The following is a 22,780-nucleotide window of genomic DNA, read 5'->3' as shown; positions in this document are numbered from 1 at the left end:
GCAGTGTCTAGACGCAACGCAGTCTGCGCACGCGCAGGTGCGCCATCTCGCTCTACGGATTGGCTTCGGCAGGATCCAAGTGGCTGTTGTAGCGCAGGACGTAGCCCTGCCCCAGATCGACCTGTTTCACCTCGCCACGCGTGTCCGCAGGAACGGTGGTTCTCCCGGAGAACACGACCTGATCCGAAGGCATGAGCTCCATGCACTGCCCTTTCTTCAACTTGGCGAACTGCTCATCGAAATGGCGCGGCACATGGCGCTCGAGTTGGACATCGAGGCGATCACCGACAAGCGTGGCCAGCAACACATAGCCTTCCGGCAGGGCCTTTGAGGTCATCGAGACGCCGCTGTTGCAGGACATCACCATGTGTCCGGCCCGGTGCAGGAACTCAATCCTGCCAGGCTTGGCGCGTGCCGCCACCACGCCCTGTCCGAACTGCACTTGCCCGTCGCGCAGTACCTCAACGGCGACCAATGCCTGATCCAGCTGCGCACCGGCGGGCACTCCCGCCAAAGCGCCGATCAACGCCATCCCACTCACCACGCCAAGCATACGTACCTCCATCAGGTTCGGGCCAATGCAACAGCATCGGCCACTTCGCGGGAAGTTTGAGGCCGGGGTTGTCACTCCTGGACCAACGTCACGCCGTTGAGCTGCTCGCTGGAAGCATGGTCGACGGCGAAGAGCAGAGCACCCGCGACGAACGCATGTGCGGACGCCAGGTACGCATAGTAGCTGGCGCGGCTGATCTTCAGGCCGAGGCGGGCCATGCGTGCCAGCCGGTCGGATTCGGTCAGCCCAGCCAGGAAGTACTCTGTGCGCAGCACTCGCGCTTCCTTCCAGCGTCCACTGCGCTCCATCCCGCGCACGATGGACTCTACTCGCGACGGGCCAGGATCGAGCGGCGCTGATTCGTCAAGAACGTGGAGCCGCTCCGTCCCCGTGGCACTGCTACGCGTCACTTGGTCACCGACCACGGCAGAGGCCCAAGCGCGCAGTTGCTGGTTGGTCGCAAGGTCGGTCCGCATCAGCGCACTCCAGGGCTGCGCACGCCCCTGCGATAGCGCGGCACATATGGCCCAATCGCCGCCGGCTGCGGGACGGCCGCCTCGGGTTCCTGAGCCTCCTCCTCCCGCGAATCTGCGTCACCATGAGTCGGCGCGTCGAACAGACCCGCGGTGAGGGGGTGGTACTGCTGCTCAAGGGCTTCCCACTGAGACTCTCGAATCACGTCGGCCTTCACCGCCGGCGCCAGAGACGCCCAGACTGCGTAGACCGCCGTGTCCAATGGTTCGTTGCGCGCGCCCTTCGGCTTGACCCAATAGCCGGACTCCTTGTCGTAGTACTCGACCGTCAGGCCCTTGTAGTAGCCCGCGGGCAAGGCTCCCGGATCAGGGTTCAGCGGGTCCGCGACTTCGTCGCCGCGCCCCCCGGGGAAGCGCAGCATGCGCGCATCGATCACCTCCGCCTCACCATCTGCCTCTGCCCGCTGCTTCGCCACAAGCGCAGCACTCAGCCAGCCATAGACCATGTGCTTCAGCACGGACGTACCCACGCCCCAGACACCGACGCTGCGCGCGATCGTCTTCTCTCGCGCGTTGACCTCGGTCTTGGATGGCCGATACACAGCACGCTCCGTCTTGCGCTCATTGCGGCCGCGGATGAGGTACACGGTTTGCTTGATGTAACCGTGCGGGGTCTGGACGACGCGCGCCTGGCCGGACTGTCCCACGAGCCGCTTCACGAACTGAGCGACTACCTCGGTCCAGTTGCCGCCGTCCACGGCCACAGCGGTGATGGCCATGTCGATCCCGCCGCGCGTCTTCCAGGTCCCGAGCAAGTACTCATCCAGGGCGCTGTAGGTGTCGAGGATCGTCGGGTCGATATCGATCACCGCATAGTCCACGACCCAGCGGCGCTGCGCGCGCCCCGTCGCGATGAGTTGTAGCTCCGCGCGGTCGTGCTGTAAGTCGACACCGACGGTCAGGACCAGCCCGCCTGCAGGCACGATCCCCCGGTGCACCCCGGGTTCGGCAAGCTTCGCCACTTCCTCGTCGTCCTGCTCCTGGCGCTCGCCCGCATACGGGCGTCCCAGGATCAGGTTGTGGTAGCCCTGGAGCTTCGACGGGTCGCGCTCTGCCTCCGCCTTCGCCTCCGCCAGGTCTTTCCAGGAAAGCCCAAGGCCGAGCGGCGCGTACGCCGCCCAGGCGTGGTAGCTGCGGTGATAGGGGCTCGCCTTGGGGTTCGTGGGACGCCAATAGGCGCTGCCACCGAAACCCCGTTCGGCGAACAGCGTGTCCTTGTGGTGCTCTTCGATGACGCACCCGCTCACAGCGCAGGCGAATGTACCGTCCGGCTGCAACCGCTCCTCTTCGAGAACCTGCTCACCACCGCAGTGCGGGCAACAAACGACGTACACGCGCTGGTCGCCTTCTGCATGCCCGGCTTCGATTGCGCTGCCGCCCTCGATGGTCGGCGTGCACGCGCGGTAAATCTTGCCTCGGTCGCCATAGGACATGGCGCGCGCAGCCAGCTGTTGGTCGGCCGGTCCCTGCCCGCCCACGTCCCTCGGGTACTCGTCCACCTCGTCGGCGAAGATGTAGCGCGCGGTGCGTTGGCGCAGCTGCTTGGCCGAGTTCGTCCAGATCACCCACAGTGTCCCGCCGGGATAGCGCTTCTCCAACGTGTTGTCGGTGTCCAGCTTCGACAACAGGTCGGGCATTTCTGCCACTGCGGGGTCGAACTTCGAAGTAGCCCAACTGCGGGCCAGATCTTTCACCGGCTGCGCCACGATCATCGAATCCGCTCCGCGGTCGATGATGTAGCCCGTCCAGTTGATGCCGATCTCGGTCGCGCCGATCTGCGCCGACTTCATGAAATCCACTTCACGGACCGGCGAGTGGTCGCTCAGCGCGTCCATGATTTCCCGCAGGATCGGATTCCGCGCAGTGCGCCATGGACCAGGCTCCGCGCCCGCGCCCTTGGCAATGATCCGGTGCGCGTCCGCCCACTCGCTGACTGTCTGCAGTGGTGGCAGCTGCCACGCGCGTTCCCAGGCATCACAGACAACGGTTTGTGGATCGGCGAGCTCCACATCATGGGCAATTAGCTCAAGCATTAGCCGGCCTCCTCATCCGCGTCAGCGCTAGCGTCCCGCGCCGACGCGCCAAGGAGATTGCGAGCGCTCATCTGCATGGCTTCCGCGATCTGCCGCACCTCCGCGTCCAGCATGGCCTCGACCGCGCGCGGGTCACTCTCGGCAGCCAGCTTCGCGCGGAGCCGGCCGGACATGTTCATCATGCTGTTGAGCGCTTGTCGCACCAGGGTGAACACCGCGCGCTCTACGCCCTTCACCCGCGTCAGCTCCTTGGAAAGCTCGCCGAGCTCCAGTTCAGCAGTGCGCGCTCGCGCCAGCCTTTCGCGCCGTACCGCTTCCTGCACGCTCGGAACATCGCCGGGCGGCACACGAGCAGTCGGGACGTCGCGGCGCAGCTCGGCGCCGGGGGACCGATCGCCACCACGCACCGGATCCGTGACGTCGTCCAGCAGCGCGTCGCTTTGCGCGACCAGGATGCGTTTGCCGTCCGCGTGCATCACGAGCTTACCCAGGCGGCGCATCCGGCGGATGTAGCTGTCGCTGCAGCCGCGATGAACGGCGTAATCGGCGACCGACAAGGCCATTTCGGAACCGGCGGAACTCACGCGAGCCCCCGTGTTCCGAACGGAACCAAATCCCGGAACGAAACACGCACGAATACTGGGGTCCGAATTACCCGCACCCGTTCCGGCCCCAGGAGGACCCTCGCCCGAATGTTAATTTCACGTGAAGTCGGAACCACCTCGACGGCACGCCCCGCCCCCCGCTGCCCGTTCGGTGACCTCGTCCGCACCGTCCGCACCTTCCTGTCGAGGTCTGGACGGCCGAAACCGTTGGAGCGTCTACCTTGTCCTGACTGTCCACACTGTCCACACCTATTTGAGGTTTTGGGTAGATGGTGATTGGTGGTTGTGTGCATATGCGCGCGCGAAAGGTCTGGACGGTGTGGACAGCCTTGACCTGCAAGGCTTGAGGTCTGGACAGAGGTCTGGACAGGTGTGGACGCGAGGCCCGTGGTCTGGTCAGAAGTCCGGCACATCGCCCGCCTCCTGAGCCGCGTCCTCTCGGCTGGCGCCGGCCAGCCACTCATCGATGGATATCCCGACGCGGAACCACCGGGGCTCGCGCCCGCCCTCGGGCCAGCGGCGCCGATGGTTCTCCCAGCCCAAGGTCTTGAGGATGGCGGACACGCGCATCTGCTCCGGCTTGCCGTGCTTGCCTGGGTCCAGCCCAATGGCGTGCACGAGCACCTCGTCGGTGGTCGTCCAGTCGATCTTGGTGCCGAACTTGAGCCGCCCCGGATAGCGATCCTCGGCCATCCGCATATCGACCCATCGCTCGACGCGGCCCTCCCAGCTATCGCCCACGTAGCGCGCGGCCTGCTGCTCTTGCGCGTCGTCCGGTAGCTGCCACCACTGAAACCCGTCGTCGAACATCTGCGCCGCCTCGGCCCACAGTTGCTCGCGCTGGCTGACGATCTCATCGATCCTGACCTCGCCATCGGTGCGGGCCGGGAGGAAGCGCCGCCCACCGGTAGGATCGCGGAGGTACTGATGCTCATTGGTCGTGCCGGCGAAGACGCACTCGCGACGGTAGGATCTCGGCACGCGCTCGTACGGAGCACGGAACTTGTCCACGCGCCGGGTGATCGCGGTCTTGACGCTGGTCACGTCCGCCTTGGAGAACGAGTCCATCTCCCCGATCTCCACGCCCCAAGCGCCCTGGATCACCTGATAGAAGTCCTTGCTGCTTGGGGACTCGCTGGTTTCGACGAACCACTGGCTGCCGAACAGAGCGCGCAGCGCGCTCGACTTGCGCTTGCCCTGTTCTCCCTCGAGCACGAGCATGAAGTCGACCTGCGCACCGACCGATGGCTGCTTGGCGTCGAACCACAGCACGCGCGCCACGGCGCTTACCATGAAGCACTGGGCTGCGCGCCGGCTGTAGGCAGTGTCCGCCGCGCCGAACAAATCGACGAGCATGCGCTCTACGCGCGGGCTACCGTCCCATTTGAGGCCAGCAAGAAACTCGCGGATAGGATGCCGTCGATAGCGCCGCGCGACGGCGATCACCGCCTTGAGCACCTGCTCGTCGCTGCACCGCATTGCGTATCGGTCTGGGTGTTGCAGCCATGCCGCGAGCTCGTAAGCGTCCGAGTCGATGAATTCTTCCCGGCTGCCGCCGCGCCATGGCGGGTCGCGCTCCAGCTTGACCTGGTTGCTGCTGTCGTTGAGCCACCACAAGCCGGCCAGGCGCTCGTCGTGCTCCATGATCAGAATGAGGTTGTGCAGCGTCCCCTCGACGTTGTTGTCGCGGTTGAACGTGAGCTGCGACTTCCACGCGTCGGGGTTGCTGTCGCCGCCCCCTGGCGGCGATGTGCCGCGTCCACCGTCGAAGACGGTCAATGTCTTTCGCTTCGACGAACTCACAGGCAGCCTCCCGCTTCCCTGCGCCCACACGGCTGCCGCCGGCACGCAGCGAATGGCTGGCGCTGGGCAGGTCCCCGGTCATGCCCAACTGACACGCTAGCCCTCATTGCCTGGCACCACCGTCACCTCGACGACTCTGCTTGCTGCCCATGCCGCGAGCTGCCGCGGCGACCATCCATCGCGCTCGAGCGCATCGGCAATGTCCCAGCCGTCAGGCATACCCTCGGTATCGATCAGACGTACGCTGCGCGCCCCTGCGCGCATCGCGAGCTGAGCAATCCCGGGGACGTACTGGCCCGCATCATTCCTCCAGCCCAACATGGCCTTGCGGCCAGCCGCGTCGGCATCCGGCCACAACACGACGTTGCGCCCCTGCAGCGGGGTCCAGTCCGTCTTGCCGACGGCATTACTGCCGCCTGCCCACGAAGCCGCCGCATACGTTCCCCACGCGCCAGCGCCAGCGCCGCGGCACTTTTCGCCCTCGACGATCAGCACGTCCGCCTGTGGCTTGGCAGCCAGTGCGTCAAGCCCGAGCATCGGCCGAGGAGCGGGAAACGCTTGGATGCACCACTGGCGTTTACCGTCGGGGCCAACGCACCAGGTCACCTGGGGCGTCCACTTCTTCGCCTTTCCGGTCGCCCTGTCCTTGAAGTCGGCCCGAAGCACGTATCCCAGCAGGCGACCGGCAGCATCCCGGTAGGCATCCGCCCGAGTGACTCCCATGCGGCGCAGGCGCCGGCGCTTGGGGTTCCAGACCGGCACGGTCCACTGCGCACTGGCCATCAGCTCGGGGGCATCGTCCGGCACCGGCATCAGCGGAACCCACTTCACATCGAGCGGTGCAGCGTCTTCGACCTGCACATCGTCGCGGGCGCGCTGAAAGTCCTCCGCGCCCAGCTGCACGCAGGCCTCGCGAAAGCCGCACCCCGTAATCGCCATCAGAAACCCGATCACGTCGTGGTGCGCGCCGCAACCGAAGCAGTGCACGAAGCCTTTGCCGGGGTTCACGGTGAATGATGGTGTCGATTCCTTATGGAACGGACACAATCCGGTGAACTCTGGCCCGTTGCGTCGCAGCGGCACGTACCGCCCAACGATCGCAGCGAGATCCGCTTGGTCCTTCAGCCGCTTGACGTCGTGACGTTGCTCGCTCATCGCGCCAGGCCCTTGGCCATCTGCTCGCGCCGAACCTGCGCCTTGAACTGCACCCGCAAGTAGTCGGCAAGCCGTGCCCGGCATCCGATGCCGCCAGTGCACACGTTCTGGTGCGGGCATGCCTCCGGCAACGCGGCGATGGCTTCACCCCACTGCTGGCGCGGCCGCCGCGATATCTCGAGTGCGCGGGTGATGCACATGCTGACGCTCATCGCGGCCGCTCCAGCGGCAGGGCGAGTTGCGGAGCCTGCACAGGCGCATCCAGCCGACGCAGGCGCTCGCGCTCGGCCAGTGCATCCTCGCCACTCAGGCCTGGCGCATTGCCATAAAGCACCTGCTCGGCTTCGGCAATGTGCCGCTGTGCCGTGGGGCTCGGGGTCCGACGGCTCCCCCGCTCCGCTCTGCTAGTCGCGCTTCCGACCATGGTCGCACCTGTCAACGAAGTGGCGTCCGTCCACCGGTACGATGCAGGCACCACCCCAGCACCGTACCGGAGACAGACATGAGCTCTAAGGAAGTCAACAACGCCCGCAAGCAGGCCCATCAGGCGGACGCAGAATTGAATCTGCACCTTGAGATTTTCGGCGATGGCCTCGCCAAGGAACGAGGATGGAAATACCTGCTGGGCATTGATGCGATCCGCTACTACCTCATGCAGAAACATCACTGGACTCCTGCCCAACTGCGGGCGATGTCATACGAAGACCTGCGATTTGCAATGACCGAAGAGATTCAATCCTCGACCGCGCCAAGAGATGCGATTTGAGCGCTTCTACATCCGTCCGTTCCGCCTCCAAGGCAAGCAGACGGGCTTTTGAATCTGCAAGCCGCGCCAATGCGGCGACCATCGATAGATCAAACATTTCCGGGAGCCCTCAGCAGCTGCGCCGTCTCGCAAGCATCAGTACCGTCTACGAAGGAGCCGCCCCCCCGCCGGTAAGCTGCACGCACCACACGAGCAGCCCGCCGGGAGGGCGACATGCAAGAAATCCAACAGCTTCGAGCCGAGGTGGAAGCACTCAGAACTCGGCTGGATGTAGCGCATGGGCGAATCAACGCGCTCATCCAAGTAGTGACGCAGTTGGTCTTGGACCGTGAGAACTCGACAACGCAACTCATGGTCAACCTCGCAGCAGCCATCGAGCGAACCGAAGCCGATATCCTGCAGTTGCCGATGTCAGAGACAGAAGCGGATCACTACCGGCGGACGGCCCATCCGTTCGTTGAGTACTTGAACGCGGTGCGCCTCGGGCTTCAGCTTCCGTCTGCAGATGGGCGACCATCTGGGCCGGACTGAGCCATACACCCAAGCCCATCGCGACCCCGTCCTCGACCCGTATCGTGGGGACATAGGCAGGGTTGGCGATGAGCAACTCGGCCAGCGCAGCCCCATGAATCCACTGCCCATCTAGCGCTAGCGCCCGAAGAGTCGGGACGCAGTTATCGCCATGCGGTCCGAACTCGCCTTGGCTCTGGCCGTCGGCGGCCCGCCGATCTGCGCGCAAGGCGAGTCGCGGCGTGGCGGCGCAAAGCATGGCGGCAGCGGCCGGAGCCCGTAGCCAGTTTCGGAAACGGCGACGGCACTTTTCGGTCAGCGACATCCGTAGACCCTCGACGAGGCGCGTGTCCTGTTAGGTACGCAGGGGCGGCAGTAAGCTGCAGGCACGGCAGGACCAGCCTGATGCGCCTTGCAACCAGCACGTGAGACGGACACATGGACATGACTTACTCGCTTTTCGGCGCTGCCGCGGTTGGCATCGCGGCCATGGGCTTGCTGGCTTATCACAAGCCCAGGCTCTTCCTGGCGATACAGCGACCTATCGCGTTCGTCCTCGCCATGGCCCTCACCGCTGGCGTGACCTGGCATGTCGCGGTGCAGTACACGGCGGGCATGATCATCATCAACACCCAGGACACCAGCACCCGGATCTCGGATGCCGCGGAGGCTGCCCAGCTCCCCGCGTGGTACTTCACGGTCCTCGCCCTGCTGGCGGTCGCGCTCTTCGGGCTGGGTAAGCTCGCGAAGCACCGCACCGGCCGCGATCAGGCGCAGGCCCACAGCACGGGCGCCGCCGGGGATAGCGAACGGTAGAAGCGCCTTCATCAGGCGCCCTCGATCGGCACGATCCGGCGCTCGTCGGGGTCGTCACCCGTCTGTGCGGGTCCAGGCGGCGCGAACGGACCGAAGACGTCGACGCGCGTTACGCGCAGGAAAGGCGGGATGCCCCGATATTTCCAGTTCTGCACCCGCCGAGTGCCTTGAGGCATCTCGTAGCACAGCAACCGGGCGATCTTGGCTGGCCCGCCAAGCCTGTCGATCAGGTCAGCATCTACGTGCAGCTTTTTCGACTGGTTCGCTTCCATGGCGGCAACATTACACGTATCGTGTAAATCCAACAACACGATACGTGTAATACTTTGATACACGGAATGTGTACCTTGCCCGCCATGGATCTAGGCTCTCGCATCAAGGCTGCGCGTATCGCGGCGGGCTACTCTCAGGGCAAGCTCTCGGAGCTGTGCGGCTGGGATTCCCAGTCTCGCCTGTCGAACTATGAAAACGGCACGAGGGAGCCAACCCTGGCTGACCTCCGCGTGATCGCCAACAAGGTCGCGCCAGGCGGATACACGCTCGCCAGAATCCTGTTAGGCGACCAGGTCGTCGAAGCGCGCCCCCCCGTGTTCCGCGTGACTGCCGCGCACGTCATGGATGCCGCGCAGATCGTGACCATGACCCTGCCGGCTCCCCGCAAGCTCGACCCAATGGAGCCGGCTGACGCCCAGATGCTTGCGAGCACGATCGAGGTGCTCGTGCACAGAGAGGCGTTGACGGCCACTAGAGAGGCGCCGACGGCCGATACGGCGCCGCCATCCCCGTTTCAGACGCTGGAAACGCAGCTTGCTGATGGTGAAGCCGAGGTCGCGGCTCTTCGGGAGCAGATCCGCAGGCAAAAAACGAGCCAATCGGAATCAAGCGCACCCGCCACGCGGAAAGTGTCTACGCGCAAGGGTTGACCTGCCTGTAGCTTGACGGCCTATGGAAGGGGCCGAAATATGGGACAGGGATTCAGGCGTGTAGGACAGGCGATCGCCGTTGCGGGCCTCTATTACCTTGCCTATCGCTTTGCGTGGTTCCACTCCGCCGACCAGTTCTTTCTGCCGGCGGGCCTGCGCGTAGCATCTCTCCTTTTCCTCCCATACCGATACTGGCCCAGCATCTTCATCGGGGATGCCGCAGCCATGATTTCCCTGCGGGTCCCGTTTGCGGAGGAGCACGACCTTCCGTTGACCTGGGCGTACGGCAGCGCGCTTGCCTTTAGCCCTTTGCTTGCAGGTGGGCTGATTGCCCTGCGGCGCTACTGGCCGACTGGCGTTGAGGACGAGCGGCTTATCCCGTTCGCCCTGCTGGCAATCACGGTGTGGGGTGTCATAGCAAACATATCCCTTAACGCGGTTCTTTCCGGACCAGTTGAAGCCGCACTTGCAAGCTACTTCTATAAGGTTTCAGCGGGCCAGTACCTGACGTCGCTCGTCGCCGTGCTGCCCATGCTGATCTGGCTCCGGCGCAGCCAGGTCGCCAACCCTGCGCGGCTCGCTAGAGACGCAGCCATAGGTCTAGCGCTCCTGCTGGGCGCATACCTCGGCGCCAGATGGTCGGACGCGACTTGGCAACGCCTGACGCTACTCGGCTTGATGGTCGTCCCGACGCTGGCCCTGACCGTGCTTCACGGCTGGAGGGGAGCAGCTATCGGAATCGTAGCCGCGAACCTATCGCTCGGCCTGTCTATCCCAAGCACGGGCCTCCCAGGCAACCGGGATCTTGCGGTCTTCGTCGCCCAGCAAACGCTGGCTGTTATGGGGACTTTCCTGCTGCTGGTCGGCGCAACCATCTCAAAGGAACACGAGCGTGCGCGCCGCCTGCGCACGCTCACGCATGAGCAGCGCTTGCTCGCCAGAGCCGATCACCTTTCCCAGGAACGATCCCTTCGCGATCAAGCGGAATCGCTCGCGGCTGCACAGCAGCAAAGGAACGAGTGGTTCAGAGAAACGGCGCAGCGCCTGAAGGACGAGGGCCACTACGAGTTGGCCATGGAGCTCAACGCCCAGAGCGTTGCCAGCACGCGCATCGCCTATCAACAGGCATCAGACCTCTACCCGTTTCAAATCGAAATGCGCGGCCTCTTCTCGACGCTGCGCTCTCCTCAGTTCTCCGCCAGGATCGGCTGTGTACCGGTTTCGCTGGGTCTAACGGGCAGCCTCGACAGCCACAGCGTCACGCTGCAGCTCGTTGCATACCGCTGTATTTGCCACGCTCTCGATACGCTCCCGGCAGAGAGCTACAAGGTCAGCGTCAAAGCTGGCAGCACGAACGGAACGCGATGGATCGCGGCGACGGTGCTGAATGCTGGCGAGAAAGCCATTCGCACTAAGGAGTCGCGAATGGCCGAGGTGCAGTTGGATGCCAAGATGCGAGCCTACGCCGGAAAGCTGAAGCGCAGCGCCCGAAAGCGGAGCTTCATGCTGTCCGACGACGATCAGTTCTTGCGCCGCGGGACGACGATCCAGGACGGTTTGTCGCTACCCCTCACCAGCCTGACAATGAAGTCTTCTGAGCTGTAAACGACCGTCCCGAGGTCCGAAGCCTGGGAAACAACAACGCGGTCAGCGTCGGCGCCCATCGGCATTACCCAAGCCACGTCGCCTACCCGGCCAACCGCAGCATGCACCTTCCCGTAGACGTCGTTCACCTGCACGTAGTTGATCCCGTCGCGCTCGAACTGGTAAACGCTCCACGCCGGATCCACAGATAGATTTCTCGCCGGTGGGTTGGCTTCACCCAGGCCGGTCGCTGCCTTCGTCGTGGGAGAAGTGCCGCCCGAGGGGCAGCATTGCGCAAAGGCGCCACCCGAGATCAATGTCGCCGCGGCGCCAACGACTCCCAACACCATGTATTCCTTAGCCATGCCTGTCTCCCTTTGCATGCCTGCCCGTTGCAGGCGCACCCTAGCTTACCGCTCCTACGCTCCCCAACTCCCACATCGGAGTGTGACCAAAAGCTGAACAAAACTGGGTAGGGCTACCCTCCGTCTACACATTATGTGTTGCTCAATTACACGTTTCGTGTAATTTACTCCTGCGCCCGGCGCATGCCGCCGGGGCCAGGAGAACTGAAATGGCTTTCGCAACCATCAGCACCGGCGGCGCCACCGATGAAACCGACTCCGCTGCCGCCCAGGCCGACGGGGTGTCCGAGGCATGGTCGAAGCCCTATTACGGTGTGCAGCACCTCGGCGAGTGCAGCACGCGCAGCACCTGGGCCACGGTGGTGGATCACGGCTCTTTCGCCGCCTGTACTGTCTGGCTCCCGGGCTGCGGGTTCCGCCCAACGGAGACGCAGCACGAAGATGCCGCCGCGGCGCGAGCGCACGCGGAAGAGCGCGTAGGCGGTGCGCAATGAGCGGCGAACGGCTGAAGGTCCCTTGCCACGGGTTGGAGCTGATCCTCAGCAAGCGCGATAGCGCCTCGCCAGGGCTTGGCGAGTGCTGGATGCTGGAACTCTACAGGCGCGGCCCCGCTCATTCGATCCAGGTAGTCGGCATTGTCGGGAGGTACGGCGACGCGCCGCGCTTCGTTGCTCCCGATCCGGAGTGTCTGCATTCCACCCACTGCGTGTGGCTCGGATCCAGTTGCGTGGACGTCCCGAAGCGGTCGTGGCTGAAGCTGAAAGCGCAGTGCGAGCAGGTGGATGCACGCCAGGTGGTGACCGCATGAGCGCGCTCTCCTGCTTCGCCTTAGGCGTCCTCGTGGCCGCGGTGGTCTCCGCCTTCCGCGTCAAGGATGTGAGCGACGCGTCGGCCACCTTCGCCAGCGTTCCCGACGCGGCCCAGTACTTGATTCGGCAGGAAAACGCCGGCTACTACTGCTGGATGCGCGCTGCGCGCGGCGGACTGATTCAGGTGCGGTGCTACCGCCGACAGGAGCGCGCGTGATGGCCGCCTCCGCCTCCGTGGATCTCCTGGCTGTGCTGGATCTGGCCGCCTCTCGCGAGCGTGCTGCGGGCCAGCCAGACGGCGCACAACTGGCAGCGCGTGCCGGGGTGCTCGAACTGCTGGACCACGTTCGCTCGACCCGATGCCACTGCTGTGCAGCGTCGCCGCCATGGCCGGCGATCGAGTGCGACCGCTGCAAGTTGCTTCAGCGCTACGGGAGCCAGCCATGAGCCTCTCCCTGGCCACGCAGAAGCCAAAGCCTAGCGATCGTGCCTGGGCCGCCTACGCCGCGGTCTACCTCGCCGCCCGCCGCCTCCGCTACAGCCACCGCTGCTCCATCCGCGCCGCGCGTGCTGCGCGCGCCACCGTCCTTGCCGGCCGCACCTCCGCTGCCGGCGCTATCGCCAAACTGCGCGGCGACCTGCGCGCCGCTGCCGGGAGCCGGCCATGAACCCGCAGAACCGCATCATCTCGATCCACGTCGATGCGCCCGACTCCATCGAAGGCCAGACCGACCGTTGGGTGGACGTGCACGCGACCATCGTGCGGGAGCACATTGCGGTGCACCCGACGTTCAAGCGTGAGCTGCGCCTGCGCTCCGAGCAGTGGACAGCAACGCACGTCCCGACGGGCAGATCCTTGTGCCGGGCCGCGAGCGAATCGCTTGCCGTCGCCGCGGCCGCCGCTTTTGCGCGCCTGCCGGTCGACTGGGGCGTCACCACCGAGGCGACTGCCAAGCAGTGGCCGGCGGAACTGCTTAACCATGCTCACGCGATCAGATGTATGGCGGCCGTTGGCGATCTCCAGGCTCTGAAGGAGTCGAGCCGGTGAAGCGCTACGACCCGAACCCGGAGCAGCGCGCCGCGATGGATCGCGCCAAGAATCCGCGCCTGCATCCGTATCGACGGCATATGGCGTCCCCGCGCGAAGAACGTGCGCACTTGCGCCAGGCCGAGCGTGTCATTCCCAAGCGCAACCGGTTGGTGGAGCTATGAGCCGAATCCAGCAAATCCTCAAGGAGCAGGGCGTCTACCTGCTGGGCTATGGCCTGGATGCCATCGTGCAGCGCGACCTGCCAGATGTCCTGCCCGACACGTCGGCCCAAGAGGCCGAACTGGCGGCACACATGCTCCATCTGCCCATGATCTCGCCGGCGGCGCGACTGAAGCGCTACGAAGCCGCGCGCAAGGCCGTGCCCGATCGTCACTACGCCCTACGCGTTCAGTTCGGGAACAACTACAAACGCGCCTGGGCTCGGGAGAAGCACCCACCCCTACAGCAGGGCGCTCAGATCGTCTCCCTCATCGACCGGAAGCTCCGCCGATGCTGATCGTCACCGTCTCCATTCCCGGCGTCGCCGAGCCCCAGGTCGTCCGCGCCGAAACGCGTGAAGCGGGCCTGTCCGATGCCCTCTACGCCCTGGGTCTGCACTTCGCGCCCGAGGGCACCACCGTCGAATCGCAAGCTATCGAGGACGCGCAATGTTCTTTCGCAACCTAACTTTCTTTCGCTTCCCCACATCGATCGACTTCTCGAAGGTCGACGCGCTGCTGCCGGAAGCGCAGCTCAAGCCCGTCGGCCCGATGGAAATGACTTCTCGCGGCTTTGTCTCGCCGTTCGGCGTCGGCGATGAGGCGCTGTCCCACCAGGTCGGTGACTTCCTGTGGCTGACCATCGGCGGGCAGGACAGGATGCTGCCGGGGTCGGTGGTCAACGACCTGCTCGCGCGCAAGGTCGCCGAGATCGAGGAGAAGGAAGGCCGGCGCCCCGGTGGCCGCACGCGTAAGCGCATCAAGGAGGACGTGATCGCCGAGCTGCTGCCGCGCGCTTTCGTCCGCGCCTCGCGCATCGACCTGTTCCTCGACTTGGAGCACGGCTACGTGGCTGTGGATACGTCCAGCCGTAAGACTGGCGAGAACGCCATGTCCGAGATCCGAAGCCTGCTCGGCAGCTTCCCGGCGTTGCCGTTGAACGCCGAGGTCGCGCCGCGCTCGATCCTCACCGCATGGATCGCCGGCGAGCCGCTGCCCGTAGGTCTTAGCGTGGGCGAGGAATGCCAGCTCCAAGACCCCATCCAGGGGGGCGCTGTGGTGCGATGCCAGCATCAAGAGCTGCGCTGCGACGAGATCGACAAGCACCTGCAGGCGGGCAAACAGGTGACGCGGCTGGCGCTACGCATGGACGACCGCATTTCGTTCGTCCTCGGGGACGACCTGGTTATCCGGAAGCTGAAGTTCCTGCAAGGAGCGGCGGACGAGGCCGCCAAGGCAAGCGGCGACGGAATCCGAGCCGAACTGGATGCGCGTTTCGCCCTGATGACTGGCGAGGTCAGCCAGCTGTTTCTGTTGCTGGAAGCGGCGTTCAAGATCAGCACGGCGGGTGACCAATGAGCGCGCCCACCTTCAAGTCGATGATCAAGGACGGCACCGCCAAGCGCGCCGATGCCCTGAAATTCCGTATCGAGGACATCCACGAGGAACCTGGGTTCAACCTGCGCGACGAACACGCGGTCGACGCGGATGGCGTGTCGTTCGAAGAGAACATTGAGCGCCTGGCCAACCACATCCGCGCAGGCGGCATCCTGCCGCCGCTGGAAGTGCGCCCGCGCCCGGAAGGCGGTGTGTATGTGGTGGATGGGTACCAGCGTCGGCGCGCTTGGCTGAGGGCCAAGGACGACGTGTGCGATGCAGCCGGCGAGCTCTGGCTTTCGGTCGTTCCCTTCCTAGGCAACGACGCGGAGCGCACGGCGCGCATCATCACGAGCCAGCACAACCGCAAATTGACCATGCTGGAGCTGGGCCGCGGCTATGCCAGACTCGCCGCGTTCGGCTGGTCGCCGGAGGAGATCGCCACGCGAGTGGGCAAGACGCGCCAGCACGTGGACCAGGTGCTGATTCTCGCGCGTGCCAACTCCGACGTGCAGAAGCTGGTGCGCGAGGGCGTCGTCGCTCCGACGGCGGCGATCGAGACGGTGCGGCATCACGGCGAGGACGCCGGCGGCATGCTGGCGGCGGCGGTCGCGAAGGCCAAGGCCGCCGGCAAGCACCGCGCCACCACCGGCACGATCCGCGGCAAGTCCCTGCCCCGGAAGATCGTCACCGCCCTGGACGACGTCACGGCACAGATCGACAAGGCGCTGCCCGACGACGTGCGCACCGCCTTGCAGGCCGGCGAGGTCGAACACGTCACGCTGCCTGGCGAGCTCGTTAAGCAGCTGATCGAGATCCGCGAGCGCATCCCCAGCCGACAAGAACGCGCGGCATGAACCAGAAGATTCCACACGAAACACTCTGTGACGAACTTGCAGCCGCCCGCGCCGCTCTATCTCGACGATCGGGCAGAGCCCGACACGCGGACGTCAAACGCTATGCGGCGCGTGGGCGAATCGGACTTCGCACCTATGATCGAACACAGGAGGGCAGCGTGAGCAGCGGCGAGTTCGGCGTTGTCGGCCAAACTGAGTTACAGCTTGCGCAAAGCAAACTTCGTGCCGTCGATCGCCGCTTCAGCAGCCTCGATTGCTTCATGAAGCTCGGTGGTCAACTTGTCGAACATCGGTGCCAGCTTCTTGAGCCTCACGGTGAAGCGGTCACTTGCCAGAAGTCTCTCAGTGCCTGGGAGTTTGAGAACACTAACTACCCTCTCCCATGCTGCAAGCCGCTGCCTAAGGACAGAAATCGCGCTGAGAACTTTATCGAGTTCGGGGTCGAGGTCGAGAAGAGGGATTTCTATGGACAGTCCAAGAAGCATCTCAATTTCAACCTCCTTCGGCTGATAGTCGCCGTCGGCGAAGGTGCTTCGCACGCTCGAAACACCGTCGAGCCTGTAAGAAAGGCGCCCAAGACTTTCCCTGAAGGCCCTCAGCGCGACGTACGAACGGTAACGTCCGCGCCTGACTTCGCGTCGATACGGAAGCAAGACTGCAAGCAAGGTAGCAACTGCAGAAGCCCACCCTCCGATGGCCGCGACCGCGTTCCATTCCAGTACGCACACCTTGCTCAAAGGTGCGCACTGAAACACCCCATACATCCATTCCATTCGTTTCCCCTTTCCTTGTGAGCATTTCTGCCATGACGAGCGTCCAACAAAGCAGCCGTTTAGCGGCGCTGCGATGGGCGGTCGAGCGCGACCGCCAGGCAGCCGCCAACGACGAGCTGGCGTGCCTCAACGTGCTGCTTGCCCTGCAGCAGTTGCGCGACGATCAGCAGGTGGAGGTGCACCGTGGCTGACGTCTTCCACGCTCCAAAGATCCGTGTCACACGCGCCGCGAGCTCGCGCCCTAAGTTGGTCGGCGCCCCCCTGTGCGGTGCTGACGGGCGAAGCACCGGCGCTGCGCGAGCGCACCGCGGCCTGTGCATGCACTTCAAGCTGCTTGCTATGACTTCATCACGGGTCAGCTTCAGCAGCCGCAAGCTCATCCTCATAGCTGCCCCAATCCACGTTCGTGAAATCTCCAAACGCTTCAGCGAGTCTGATCGATTCGCGAAGGATCAAACGGATCTGATTTCGGAGGTTATCAAAGTCCTGCGCGCCGCCCCCGTAGCCTGCAATCACGTATCCACCTTCCATGTCGTCGACTCTCGCAAAGCGCTGACTAACTCGCTCGCCGGTACTACTGATATCCCGAGTCATTCCGATGACCTGGGCGACAAGAGCGCCAAGATGGTTCGGCAGAGTGTGCAGTTGTTCCAAAACACCCTTAGACGCGGGAAGAAAGTCTTGGCGCAACTCACCTATCGCGCGCTCAAAAAGAAGGCCAGCATCGACATCTCCTGTCAAGTACAGCGTCCTGGTGGCGTCGTAGTTGCGAAGCAACATAGCCAGCTTCGACGGCAAGACACCGATTTCAATTTGAAGCAGGCTTCCGAGTATCCGAGCGGTGCCGTGTATTTGGGCGAGCGAATCGCTGTGCTGGCGCTCCGCAATCGTCTTTGCTTCACCTGCGATAGCCGTAGCGCGGCTCGATGTCTTGTATGCGAGCACCGCTACCACAGTCGTTGCAATTGCTGCGAGTGCACCTACAAAGACCGCCATCCAGTCAGCCAGGTTTCCCACATCGTCCGCAAGCGGACAGAACTCGATCGCCATATCGCCTCCCTGTGAAGGTTCCCATTCTGCCATGACCAATCTGCACCCCAACGATAAGCTCGCCGCGCTCGATTGGGCGCTGGCAAAGGCGCGCGAGGCGGCTACTGGCGACGACCTGGTCCGCCTCAGCGTTCTGCCGGCGCTGCAGCAGGTGCGGGACGATGCGCAGCGGGATGTGCGCCGTGGCTGACGGATCCCGCGACTTCAATTTCCCGCCGCCGCAGATCTCGCGGCTACGCCCCGGCGAGATCGTGGTCGACCTGTTCGCAGGCGGCGGCGGCGCCAGCGAGGCATTGAAGCAAGCCACCGGCCTGGATCCAGCATTGGCCTACAACCACGACGAGTGGGCCATCGGCATGCACGCTGCCAACCACCCTCTTACGATCCACCATCGCGAGGATATCTGGCACGCGGATCCCCGCAAGGATGTCGCCGGCCGGCCGATCGGTTGGTTCCATGCCAGCCCGGACTGCACGCACTTCAGCCAGGCTAAAGGCGGCCAGCCCCGCAGCCGCAAGACCCGCGCGCTCTCGTGGGTGGTGTTGAAGTGGATCGGCCAGCTGCTCCGCGCCGACGAGCGCGAAGGCACCAACACCGCGCCGCGCATCGTCTCGCTGGAGAACGTGTGGCAGATCCTGACATGGGGTCCGTTGGTGGCAAAACGCTGCAAGGTGACCGGTCGCGTCTTCAAGATGGACGGCACCGTGGCAGCGCGTGGCGAGCACGTGCCGGTGGCGAATCAGCAGTTGGTCCCGGATAAGCGCCATAGCGGCCGCACCTGGCGGCAATTCGTCGCTGCGCTGGAATCGAAGGGCTACCGCGTGGAGTGGCGCAAGCTGACTGCCAGCGACTACGGCGCCGGCACCAGCCGAGAGCGGCTGTTCCTGCTGGCACGGCGCGACGGTGAGCCGATCGTGTGGCCGGCACCGACGCACGGCGCCGCGCCCGGCCTGCAGCCGCGCGTGCGCGCCGCCGACTGTCTTGACTTCTCGCTGCCCTGCCCGTCGATCTTCACCCGCAAGCGGCCGCTCGCAGATGCGACGCTGCGCCGCATCGCCAAGGGCGTAATGCGCCACGTGCTGCAGTCGGCCGATCCTTTCATCGTCCCGGCCACGCACCAGGGCTCAGATCGCGTCAACGACGTGCCGGCGCCTCTGCCGACGATCACCGCCGCGAACCGCGGCGAGTTGATGCTGGTCGCGCCAGAACTGGCGCCCTTCATCACCGAGCACTCGAACGCCAGCAACCAACGCACGATAAGCGCCACGGAACCGCTGCGCACGATCTGCGCCGGGGTGAAGGGCGGGCACTTCTCAGCCGTTGCACCGGCGCTGGTGCAAACTCGCTACGGTGAGCGCGAGGGTCAGGCGCCCCGCGCCCTGGACCTGCAGAAACCTCTGGGAACTGTCGTCGCCGGTGGCGTCAAGCATGCCCTGGTCGCGCCGATCATGGTGCAGGCAGCTCACGGTGAGGGCCGCCCGGGTGGCGTGCAGCGCTGGGGTCACGGCAGTACGGACGCGCGCGCACCCGTCGGCATGGTTACAGCCAGCGGGAGCGGTGGTCACTCGGTCGCGTGCGCCTATCTGGAACAGGCCAACGGGGGCTTCTATGAAGGTGGCGGCCGCGACGCGCGGGAGCCGATGAGCACCATCACCGGCAGCGGAAGCCAGCAGCAACTGGCGACCGCGCACCTAATCACAATGCGCCGGCATGCGCACGGCCAGACCGCCGGCGCTCCGCTGGGCACCGTATGTGCCGGCGCTGTCCACCATGGTGTGGTCGAATGCACGCTCAGCCCCGAGCAGGAAGCCGGCGCGCTGCAGGTGGCCGCGTTCCTGGTGCAGTACTACGGCAGCGGCATCGCCGTGGATCTGCGTGAGCCTCTGGACACCGCGACGACGCGCGACCGAATGGCGCTGGTCACGGTGGTAATCCAGGGCACGCCCTATGTCATCGTCGATATCGGCCTGCGCATGCTCAAGCCGCACGAGCTATTCCGCGCGCAGGGGTTCCCCGCCGATTACCGAATCACGCACACCGCTGACGGTCGCGCCATCAGTACCAGCGGCGCTGTGCGCATGTGCGGCAACAGCGTCAGCCCGCCGCCGCTCTACGCCCTCGCAGCAGTGAACTTGGACGCTGCTGAGCAACTGGTTGCCGCCGCATGATCGGCCAACCCTTCCCCATAACGCAACGCTGGCGCGCCGCGCCGAAGGAGACAGCATGAACACGACCCTGACCCCAGAAGCCTTGGGCCTCGCCATCGCCGCAGCACGTGAGGCCGGCGAGTACGCCGAGCTGCCTAGCCGCGTGTACGACGCGCTGGTCGCTGGCTGGCAAGCGTTGCGGGCAACCCCTTCCGACGCTTCCATGGGCGAGCAGTTGGTGGTGCCGGCGCACCCGTGGGTTAGCGTGACCGATCGCCTACCGACCGAAGAGGATTACGGCGATCACGAGGACGTGCTGGTGCGCTTCCGGTACACGGATACGCCTGGTCGCGCGTGGACGATCGGGGAAAGCTCGTACTTGCCCGGCGATCCGTGGAACAACGGGTGGCTCTTCGGCTCTTGCGACTACGCCGAGGTTTCGCACTGGGCGCGGAAGGACGATGTTCTGGCACTGATCGACAGCAAGGCGGCGCGGCCGTGAGCGGCGTTGGGCAGCGGGCGCGGGAGTTGCTGGCCGCGGAGTTCGACAGGGACGAAATCACCGCCGCCGCGGGAAGGCGGTTACGCCACGACAACGAAACCGCGGTAGAGGCTGCGGCGCTGCGCGTGATCGTTGCCGCCCTCGCCTCGCAGCCGCATGCCGCGGCCAGCGCGCTGCCACCATTGCCAATCGCCTTCTTCGACGAGTTTGGCCGCGGCGCCGACGATCGGGTGCAGGACTACGCGCGTGCCGCGGTCTCCGCCTGCCTGCTGGTGGAGGTGTCGCCGGACTTCACCGATACGGCGCGCGGCGCTCTCGCATGGGTGCTGTGGCATCACCAGGGCGGCAGCAGTCCGGTGGGCCAGCCGCTTCGCTTCGCCCTCGGAATGGGTGACTACGACCCCATGAGTGAGTCGCAAATCGCCGAGGCCAAGCGCTATGCCGCATGGGCCGGCGCAACTACCGAAGCCTTCCATCGCACGCGGGCGCAGGTGTCGCCGCCGATCCTGGCGAAGGATCATGGCGGAATGCGGGTGAGCTATTCGGGCCTGCTGCGGCAGGTCCGAGGCGCGCTGACACGCGCCGATGCCGCGCCGGATCTCGCAGAGATGCTGCGCCAGCTCGAAAGGCACATGGAAGAGCTGGGGAAGCGTTGGTACAGCGGCGACATGCTGGTGGTCGATGAGCTGTTGCAGCTGTACTGCATTGAGCCTGTCGCCAGAGAAGCGCTCAAAGCCGCCGCGCCGGCGCCGGCGCCGGAGGGCCGCAGCCATGGGTGAGATCCAACTCAACCGCGCAGACTTCTTGCGCTTGGTCAACAACGAGGACGCGTCTCCCGATGCGAAGGTGATTGCGTCGTTCGCCCTGGCGTTCTTCGCGGTGGTCGAGGCCGGCGGCGAAATCGAGAAGGACACCGCCGCCATCGCCCATAAGCTCATGCGCATGGCCGCCAGCGAGATCGACCAGGCGCTGGAGGATCGGTGATGGCAACTCAGTCAGGCGTCCACGTTATTCGCCCATGCCCAGTCGTTGCCAAGGCCTTCCGCGACCCGCTCCGCCTCTTCTTGCGTGGCGTGCAGTGCATAGGACTCCGCTGTGTACCTCGGCGCGCCGCCGCCCTGCGGAACGACATGCACGGCCGCGCGCCAGAAGCTCGTGGGCGCCTCATTCGTGACGTACCGCGAGGAAATCAGCAGCGTCCAGCCATTCACATCGAGAGAGCGAGCCATGCGTGAGCGTCCTGTTCTGTTCAACGGCCCCATGGTCCGCGGCATCCTCGACGGGCGCAAGACGCAGACGCGGCGCGCGGTGAAGCCGGCACCGGATCCGCGCGTCGACTGGATCCGCAGCGACATGACCGACGTCTGGCGCGCCGGCGTCAAGATTGGCGAGGTGCCGAAATTTGGAAGCTGGCGCTGCCCTTTCGGTCAGCCAGGCGACCGGCTGTGGGTACGCGAGAACGGGCTGGAGCATCGGCGAGCCCGGCTTTTCATCCACGAAGCCACGCCTGGACGTTGGTGGACCCCTGAAGATGGTGGGCGGTACGGAGCGAGCTACGACTCGGAGACCACGCGCGAAAGCCTATTGCGCGATCACAAGGTCCGGCCCTCGATCCACATGCCGCGTTGGGCCTGCCGCCTGGTGCTGGAGATCACCGACGTGCGCGTCGAGCGGCTGCAGGATGGCGACGGCGATACGGACTTCGAGAGCCGGTATCTGGCAGAGGGTATCAACCGCATCCATCACGGGGACGGCGCCTACTACTACAACGCGTTCCGCGCCGACCCGCACCCGAAGAACTACCGCCATCCGGATGCGGCCTTTCGCGAGCTCTGGGAAAGCACCGGCGGCGACTGGGACAGCAACCCGTGGGTGTGGGTAATCAGCTTCAAGAGACTGGAGGTGTGCAATGGCGGCGGCTGAGAAACTGGAAGAGCTTTGCGCCCTCGCGCGCGTACGCGCCATGACGGGCATGGGCACCACCTTCATCTATGGCGAGATCAAGGACGGCCGGTTCCCCAAGCCGATCCGCGTTGGCCGGCGCTCTCTGTGGGTTCTTTCCGAGGTGCAGCGCTGGGTCGCCCAGCAGATCACCCGAAATCGACCACCACAGCCGGGTGGGTAGATGGATGGGTAGCAACAACCCCAAAACCGAAAAACCCCGCTTCTTGCGGGGTTTTTTGCACATCTTGGCGGAGAGAGTGGGATTCGAACCCACGGAAGGTTTGACCCTTCGCCGGTTTTCAAGACCGGTGCCTTAAACCGCTCGGCCATCTCTCCGTTTGCGAACGCGGCGGTAACCAAGAACCGTCGGTAAGGGCGGGCATTTTCGCACGCCCGCGGCGGTTTTGCTCGGCCGACGTGCGCGGCC

The 22,780-nt window shown here is 65.0% G+C and carries 35 protein-coding genes and 1 tRNA gene; 23 read left to right on the top strand and 13 right to left on the bottom strand.

What is annotated here, in order from left to right; genetic code table 11:
* Nucleotides 1-52: 52 nt before the first annotated feature.
* The 7 genes from SLW52_RS13120 to SLW52_RS13090 all read right to left on the bottom strand — a co-directional run bounded on the left by SLW52_RS13120 (nt 53) and on the right by SLW52_RS13090 (nt 6,894).
* The gene (locus SLW52_RS13120; protein ID WP_320740371.1) at nt 53-532 is read right to left on the bottom strand and encodes a hypothetical protein; all 480 of its coding nucleotides are present in this window, start codon (nt 530-532) and stop codon (nt 53-55) included.
* Nucleotides 533-624: 92 nt separating this feature from the next.
* Nucleotides 625-1,029 (bottom strand): hypothetical protein, encoded by a 405-nt coding sequence (locus tag SLW52_RS13115; RefSeq protein WP_320740372.1) that lies wholly within the window; start codon nt 1,027-1,029, stop codon nt 625-627.
* Nucleotides 1,029-3,119, bottom strand: coding sequence for a terminase gpA endonuclease subunit (locus SLW52_RS13110; RefSeq protein WP_320740373.1), 2,091 nt, complete (start codon nt 3,117-3,119; stop codon nt 1,029-1,031). Before SLW52_RS13110 ends, SLW52_RS13115 begins: the two co-directional genes overlap by 1 nt.
* Entirely contained in the window at nt 3,119-3,682 is a 564-nt protein-coding gene (locus SLW52_RS13105; RefSeq protein WP_320740374.1) for a hypothetical protein, read from the bottom strand. The genes SLW52_RS13110 and SLW52_RS13105 overlap by 1 nt, the downstream gene beginning before the upstream one ends.
* Before the next feature lie 438 nt (nt 3,683-4,120).
* Nucleotides 4,121-5,527, bottom strand: coding sequence for a VapE domain-containing protein (locus tag SLW52_RS13100; protein ID WP_320740375.1), 1,407 nt, complete (start codon nt 5,525-5,527; stop codon nt 4,121-4,123).
* Nucleotides 5,528-5,623: 96 nt separating this feature from the next.
* On the bottom strand, nt 5,624-6,682 hold the full coding sequence (locus tag SLW52_RS13095; RefSeq protein WP_320740376.1) for a DNA primase: 1,059 nt from the start codon (nt 6,680-6,682) through the stop codon (nt 5,624-5,626).
* A complete protein-coding gene (locus SLW52_RS13090; protein WP_320740377.1) occupies nt 6,679-6,894 on the bottom strand; it encodes a hypothetical protein in 216 nt (71 codons plus the stop codon). Before SLW52_RS13090 ends, SLW52_RS13095 begins: the two co-directional genes overlap by 4 nt.
* 290 nt (nt 6,895-7,184) lie before the next feature.
* Here SLW52_RS13090 and SLW52_RS13085 point away from each other — a divergent pair, with 290 nt between their 5' ends.
* The 3 genes from SLW52_RS13085 to SLW52_RS13075 all read left to right on the top strand — a co-directional run bounded on the left by SLW52_RS13085 (nt 7,185) and on the right by SLW52_RS13075 (nt 8,774).
* Complete coding sequence (locus tag SLW52_RS13085) at nt 7,185-7,448, top strand: hypothetical protein (RefSeq protein WP_320740378.1); 264 nt, start codon at nt 7,185-7,187, stop codon at nt 7,446-7,448.
* Nucleotides 7,449-7,661: 213 nt separating this feature from the next.
* Entirely contained in the window at nt 7,662-7,979 is a 318-nt protein-coding gene (locus SLW52_RS13080) for a hypothetical protein (protein WP_320740379.1), read from the top strand.
* Nucleotides 7,980-8,402: 423 nt separating this feature from the next.
* A complete protein-coding gene (locus SLW52_RS13075; protein ID WP_320740380.1) occupies nt 8,403-8,774 on the top strand; it encodes a hypothetical protein in 372 nt (123 codons plus the stop codon).
* A gap of 11 nt (nt 8,775-8,785) precedes the next feature.
* Here SLW52_RS13075 and SLW52_RS13070 read toward each other — a convergent pair whose 3' ends face one another.
* Nucleotides 8,786-9,046: a hypothetical protein gene (locus SLW52_RS13070; protein ID WP_320740381.1), complete on the bottom strand. Its 261-nt coding sequence runs from the start codon at nt 9,044-9,046 to the stop codon at nt 8,786-8,788.
* Between the two features lie 84 nt (nt 9,047-9,130).
* On the opposite strand from SLW52_RS13070, the gene SLW52_RS13065 reads away from it, so the two are divergent.
* Nucleotides 9,131-9,697 carry a helix-turn-helix transcriptional regulator gene (locus SLW52_RS13065; RefSeq protein WP_320740520.1) on the top strand — a complete coding sequence of 189 codons (567 nt, stop codon included), beginning with the start codon at nt 9,131-9,133 and terminating at the stop codon, nt 9,695-9,697.
* Nucleotides 9,698-9,736: 39 nt separating this feature from the next.
* Nucleotides 9,737-11,302 (top strand): MASE1 domain-containing protein, encoded by a 1,566-nt coding sequence (locus SLW52_RS13060; RefSeq protein WP_320740382.1) that lies wholly within the window; start codon nt 9,737-9,739, stop codon nt 11,300-11,302.
* Here SLW52_RS13060 and SLW52_RS13055 read toward each other — a convergent pair.
* On the bottom strand, nt 11,218-11,646 hold the full coding sequence (locus SLW52_RS13055; RefSeq protein ID WP_320740383.1) for a hypothetical protein: 429 nt from the start codon (nt 11,644-11,646) through the stop codon (nt 11,218-11,220). The genes SLW52_RS13060 and SLW52_RS13055 overlap by 85 nt on opposite strands.
* A 209-nt stretch (nt 11,647-11,855) precedes the next feature.
* Between SLW52_RS13055 and SLW52_RS13050 the strand changes: the two genes are divergently transcribed.
* The 10 genes from SLW52_RS13050 (at nt 11,856) to SLW52_RS13005 (ending at nt 15,937) form a co-directional block, all read left to right on the top strand.
* Nucleotides 11,856-12,140, top strand: coding sequence for a hypothetical protein (locus SLW52_RS13050; protein WP_320740384.1), 285 nt, complete (start codon nt 11,856-11,858; stop codon nt 12,138-12,140).
* Entirely contained in the window at nt 12,137-12,454 is a 318-nt protein-coding gene (locus SLW52_RS13045; RefSeq protein WP_320740385.1) for a hypothetical protein, read from the top strand. Before SLW52_RS13050 ends, SLW52_RS13045 begins: the two co-directional genes overlap by 4 nt.
* The gene (locus SLW52_RS13040) at nt 12,451-12,672 is read left to right on the top strand and encodes a hypothetical protein (protein ID WP_320740386.1); all 222 of its coding nucleotides are present in this window, start codon (nt 12,451-12,453) and stop codon (nt 12,670-12,672) included. The genes SLW52_RS13045 and SLW52_RS13040 overlap by 4 nt, the downstream gene beginning before the upstream one ends.
* A gap of 226 nt (nt 12,673-12,898) precedes the next feature.
* A complete protein-coding gene (locus SLW52_RS13035; RefSeq protein ID WP_320740387.1) occupies nt 12,899-13,123 on the top strand; it encodes a hypothetical protein in 225 nt (74 codons plus the stop codon).
* Nucleotides 13,120-13,503 carry a hypothetical protein gene (locus SLW52_RS13030; protein ID WP_320740388.1) on the top strand — a complete coding sequence of 128 codons (384 nt, stop codon included), beginning with the start codon at nt 13,120-13,122 and terminating at the stop codon, nt 13,501-13,503. The genes SLW52_RS13035 and SLW52_RS13030 overlap by 4 nt, the downstream gene beginning before the upstream one ends.
* A complete protein-coding gene (locus SLW52_RS13025) occupies nt 13,500-13,667 on the top strand; it encodes a hypothetical protein (protein WP_320740389.1) in 168 nt (55 codons plus the stop codon). The genes SLW52_RS13030 and SLW52_RS13025 overlap by 4 nt, the downstream gene beginning before the upstream one ends.
* Entirely contained in the window at nt 13,664-14,002 is a 339-nt protein-coding gene (locus SLW52_RS13020) for a hypothetical protein (RefSeq protein WP_320740390.1), read from the top strand. Before SLW52_RS13025 ends, SLW52_RS13020 begins: the two co-directional genes overlap by 4 nt.
* Nucleotides 13,996-14,172 carry a hypothetical protein gene (locus tag SLW52_RS13015; protein WP_320740391.1) on the top strand — a complete coding sequence of 59 codons (177 nt, stop codon included), beginning with the start codon at nt 13,996-13,998 and terminating at the stop codon, nt 14,170-14,172. The genes SLW52_RS13020 and SLW52_RS13015 overlap by 7 nt, the downstream gene beginning before the upstream one ends.
* Complete coding sequence (locus tag SLW52_RS13010; protein ID WP_320740392.1) at nt 14,154-15,062, top strand: recombination-associated protein RdgC; 909 nt, start codon at nt 14,154-14,156, stop codon at nt 15,060-15,062. Before SLW52_RS13015 ends, SLW52_RS13010 begins: the two co-directional genes overlap by 19 nt.
* Nucleotides 15,059-15,937: a KorB domain-containing protein gene (locus tag SLW52_RS13005; RefSeq protein WP_320740393.1), complete on the top strand. Its 879-nt coding sequence runs from the start codon at nt 15,059-15,061 to the stop codon at nt 15,935-15,937. The genes SLW52_RS13010 and SLW52_RS13005 overlap by 4 nt, the downstream gene beginning before the upstream one ends.
* 197 nt (nt 15,938-16,134) lie before the next feature.
* Here the strand turns inward: SLW52_RS13005 and SLW52_RS13000 are convergent, their stop codons facing one another.
* The gene (locus tag SLW52_RS13000; protein WP_320740394.1) at nt 16,135-16,710 is read right to left on the bottom strand and encodes a hypothetical protein; all 576 of its coding nucleotides are present in this window, start codon (nt 16,708-16,710) and stop codon (nt 16,135-16,137) included.
* A 32-nt stretch (nt 16,711-16,742) separates the two neighbouring features.
* Here SLW52_RS13000 and SLW52_RS12995 point away from each other — a divergent pair, with 32 nt between their 5' ends.
* Complete coding sequence (locus SLW52_RS12995) at nt 16,743-16,901, top strand: hypothetical protein (protein WP_320740395.1); 159 nt, start codon at nt 16,743-16,745, stop codon at nt 16,899-16,901.
* A 157-nt stretch (nt 16,902-17,058) separates the two neighbouring features.
* Here the strand turns inward: SLW52_RS12995 and SLW52_RS12990 are convergent, their stop codons facing one another.
* Nucleotides 17,059-17,760, bottom strand: a complete 702-nt coding sequence (locus tag SLW52_RS12990) for a hypothetical protein (RefSeq protein WP_320740396.1) — start codon at nt 17,758-17,760, stop codon at nt 17,059-17,061.
* A 31-nt stretch (nt 17,761-17,791) separates the two neighbouring features.
* Between SLW52_RS12990 and SLW52_RS12985 the strand changes: the two genes are divergently transcribed.
* From SLW52_RS12985 to SLW52_RS12965, 5 genes are read left to right on the top strand one after another with little or no spacing between them, the layout of a single operon-like run.
* Nucleotides 17,792-17,950: a hypothetical protein gene (locus SLW52_RS12985; protein ID WP_320740397.1), complete on the top strand. Its 159-nt coding sequence runs from the start codon at nt 17,792-17,794 to the stop codon at nt 17,948-17,950.
* Nucleotides 17,943-19,928, top strand: a complete 1,986-nt coding sequence (locus SLW52_RS12980; protein ID WP_320740399.1) for a DNA cytosine methyltransferase — start codon at nt 17,943-17,945, stop codon at nt 19,926-19,928. Before SLW52_RS12985 ends, SLW52_RS12980 begins: the two co-directional genes overlap by 8 nt.
* Before the next feature lie 55 nt (nt 19,929-19,983).
* Complete coding sequence (locus SLW52_RS12975) at nt 19,984-20,409, top strand: hypothetical protein (RefSeq protein WP_320740400.1); 426 nt, start codon at nt 19,984-19,986, stop codon at nt 20,407-20,409.
* Complete coding sequence (locus SLW52_RS12970; protein WP_320740401.1) at nt 20,406-21,188, top strand: hypothetical protein; 783 nt, start codon at nt 20,406-20,408, stop codon at nt 21,186-21,188. Before SLW52_RS12975 ends, SLW52_RS12970 begins: the two co-directional genes overlap by 4 nt.
* Entirely contained in the window at nt 21,181-21,393 is a 213-nt protein-coding gene (locus SLW52_RS12965; RefSeq protein ID WP_320740402.1) for a hypothetical protein, read from the top strand. Before SLW52_RS12970 ends, SLW52_RS12965 begins: the two co-directional genes overlap by 8 nt.
* An 11-nt stretch (nt 21,394-21,404) precedes the next feature.
* Here SLW52_RS12965 and SLW52_RS12960 read toward each other — a convergent pair whose 3' ends face one another.
* A complete protein-coding gene (locus tag SLW52_RS12960; protein ID WP_320740403.1) occupies nt 21,405-21,638 on the bottom strand; it encodes a hypothetical protein in 234 nt (77 codons plus the stop codon).
* Between SLW52_RS12960 and SLW52_RS12955 the strand changes: the two genes are divergently transcribed.
* A complete protein-coding gene (locus SLW52_RS12955; protein WP_320740404.1) occupies nt 21,637-22,332 on the top strand; it encodes a hypothetical protein in 696 nt (231 codons plus the stop codon). The genes SLW52_RS12960 and SLW52_RS12955 overlap by 2 nt on opposite strands.
* The gene (locus SLW52_RS12950) at nt 22,319-22,534 is read left to right on the top strand and encodes an AlpA family phage regulatory protein (RefSeq protein ID WP_320740405.1); all 216 of its coding nucleotides are present in this window, start codon (nt 22,319-22,321) and stop codon (nt 22,532-22,534) included. Before SLW52_RS12955 ends, SLW52_RS12950 begins: the two co-directional genes overlap by 14 nt.
* Nucleotides 22,535-22,599: 65 nt before the next feature.
* On the opposite strand, the gene SLW52_RS12945 is transcribed toward SLW52_RS12950, so the two are convergent.
* Nucleotides 22,600-22,689, bottom strand: a tRNA-Ser gene (locus SLW52_RS12945).
* Nucleotides 22,690-22,780: the final 91 nt, after the last annotated feature.

Origin of the sequence: Xanthomonas sp. LF02-5 (genome assembly GCF_034105325.1) — a bacterium.
Taxonomy (GTDB): Bacteria; Pseudomonadota; Gammaproteobacteria; order Xanthomonadales; family Xanthomonadaceae; genus Xanthomonas_A; species Xanthomonas_A sontii.
This window is presented reverse-complemented; position numbering and strand designations above follow the sequence as displayed.

What these genes read in the sequence shown, in the direction of transcription:
- SLW52_RS13040 (WP_320740386.1), top strand. Translation starts at nt 12,451, where the DNA reads ATGAGCGCGCTCTCCTGCTTCGCCTTAGGCGTCCTCGTGGCCGCGGTG.
- SLW52_RS13010 (WP_320740392.1), top strand. Translation starts at nt 14,154, where the DNA reads ATGTTCTTTCGCAACCTAACTTTCTTTCGCTTCCCCACATCGATCGAC.
- SLW52_RS13085 (WP_320740378.1), top strand. Translation starts at nt 7,185, where the DNA reads ATGAGCTCTAAGGAAGTCAACAACGCCCGCAAGCAGGCCCATCAGGCG.
- SLW52_RS13030 (WP_320740388.1), top strand. Translation starts at nt 13,120, where the DNA reads ATGAACCCGCAGAACCGCATCATCTCGATCCACGTCGATGCGCCCGAC.
- SLW52_RS13095 (WP_320740376.1), bottom strand. Translation starts at nt 6,682, where the DNA reads ATGAGCGAGCAACGTCACGACGTCAAGCGGCTGAAGGACCAAGCGGAT.
- SLW52_RS13075 (WP_320740380.1), top strand. Translation starts at nt 8,403, where the DNA reads ATGACTTACTCGCTTTTCGGCGCTGCCGCGGTTGGCATCGCGGCCATG.
- SLW52_RS12960 (WP_320740403.1), bottom strand. Translation starts at nt 21,638, where the DNA reads ATGGCTCGCTCTCTCGATGTGAATGGCTGGACGCTGCTGATTTCCTCG.
- SLW52_RS12985 (WP_320740397.1), top strand. Translation starts at nt 17,792, where the DNA reads ATGACCAATCTGCACCCCAACGATAAGCTCGCCGCGCTCGATTGGGCG.
- SLW52_RS13090 (WP_320740377.1), bottom strand. Translation starts at nt 6,894, where the DNA reads ATGAGCGTCAGCATGTGCATCACCCGCGCACTCGAGATATCGCGGCGG.
- SLW52_RS13050 (WP_320740384.1), top strand. Translation starts at nt 11,856, where the DNA reads ATGGCTTTCGCAACCATCAGCACCGGCGGCGCCACCGATGAAACCGAC.
- SLW52_RS13020 (WP_320740390.1), top strand. Translation starts at nt 13,664, where the DNA reads ATGAGCCGAATCCAGCAAATCCTCAAGGAGCAGGGCGTCTACCTGCTG.
- SLW52_RS13110 (WP_320740373.1), bottom strand. Translation starts at nt 3,119, where the DNA reads ATGCTTGAGCTAATTGCCCATGATGTGGAGCTCGCCGATCCACAAACC.
- SLW52_RS13105 (WP_320740374.1), bottom strand. Translation starts at nt 3,682, where the DNA reads ATGGCCTTGTCGGTCGCCGATTACGCCGTTCATCGCGGCTGCAGCGAC.
- SLW52_RS13055 (WP_320740383.1), bottom strand. Translation starts at nt 11,646, where the DNA reads ATGGCTAAGGAATACATGGTGTTGGGAGTCGTTGGCGCCGCGGCGACA.
- SLW52_RS12975 (WP_320740400.1), top strand. Translation starts at nt 19,984, where the DNA reads ATGAACACGACCCTGACCCCAGAAGCCTTGGGCCTCGCCATCGCCGCA.
- SLW52_RS13080 (WP_320740379.1), top strand. Translation starts at nt 7,662, where the DNA reads ATGCAAGAAATCCAACAGCTTCGAGCCGAGGTGGAAGCACTCAGAACT.
- SLW52_RS12990 (WP_320740396.1), bottom strand. Translation starts at nt 17,760, where the DNA reads ATGGCGATCGAGTTCTGTCCGCTTGCGGACGATGTGGGAAACCTGGCT.
- SLW52_RS13015 (WP_320740391.1), top strand. Translation starts at nt 13,996, where the DNA reads ATGCTGATCGTCACCGTCTCCATTCCCGGCGTCGCCGAGCCCCAGGTC.
- SLW52_RS13115 (WP_320740372.1), bottom strand. Translation starts at nt 1,029, where the DNA reads ATGCGGACCGACCTTGCGACCAACCAGCAACTGCGCGCTTGGGCCTCT.
- SLW52_RS13045 (WP_320740385.1), top strand. Translation starts at nt 12,137, where the DNA reads ATGAGCGGCGAACGGCTGAAGGTCCCTTGCCACGGGTTGGAGCTGATC.
- SLW52_RS12965 (WP_320740402.1), top strand. Translation starts at nt 21,181, where the DNA reads ATGGGTGAGATCCAACTCAACCGCGCAGACTTCTTGCGCTTGGTCAAC.
- SLW52_RS12955 (WP_320740404.1), top strand. Translation starts at nt 21,637, where the DNA reads ATGCGTGAGCGTCCTGTTCTGTTCAACGGCCCCATGGTCCGCGGCATC.
- SLW52_RS13065 (WP_320740520.1), top strand. Translation starts at nt 9,131, where the DNA reads ATGGATCTAGGCTCTCGCATCAAGGCTGCGCGTATCGCGGCGGGCTAC.
- SLW52_RS13005 (WP_320740393.1), top strand. Translation starts at nt 15,059, where the DNA reads ATGAGCGCGCCCACCTTCAAGTCGATGATCAAGGACGGCACCGCCAAG.
- SLW52_RS13035 (WP_320740387.1), top strand. Translation starts at nt 12,899, where the DNA reads ATGAGCCTCTCCCTGGCCACGCAGAAGCCAAAGCCTAGCGATCGTGCC.
- SLW52_RS13070 (WP_320740381.1), bottom strand. Translation starts at nt 9,046, where the DNA reads ATGGAAGCGAACCAGTCGAAAAAGCTGCACGTAGATGCTGACCTGATC.
- SLW52_RS13060 (WP_320740382.1), top strand. Translation starts at nt 9,737, where the DNA reads ATGGGACAGGGATTCAGGCGTGTAGGACAGGCGATCGCCGTTGCGGGC.
- SLW52_RS13000 (WP_320740394.1), bottom strand. Translation starts at nt 16,710, where the DNA reads ATGGAATGGATGTATGGGGTGTTTCAGTGCGCACCTTTGAGCAAGGTG.
- SLW52_RS12950 (WP_320740405.1), top strand. Translation starts at nt 22,319, where the DNA reads ATGGCGGCGGCTGAGAAACTGGAAGAGCTTTGCGCCCTCGCGCGCGTA.
- SLW52_RS12995 (WP_320740395.1), top strand. Translation starts at nt 16,743, where the DNA reads ATGACGAGCGTCCAACAAAGCAGCCGTTTAGCGGCGCTGCGATGGGCG.
- SLW52_RS13120 (WP_320740371.1), bottom strand. Translation starts at nt 532, where the DNA reads ATGGCGTTGATCGGCGCTTTGGCGGGAGTGCCCGCCGGTGCGCAGCTG.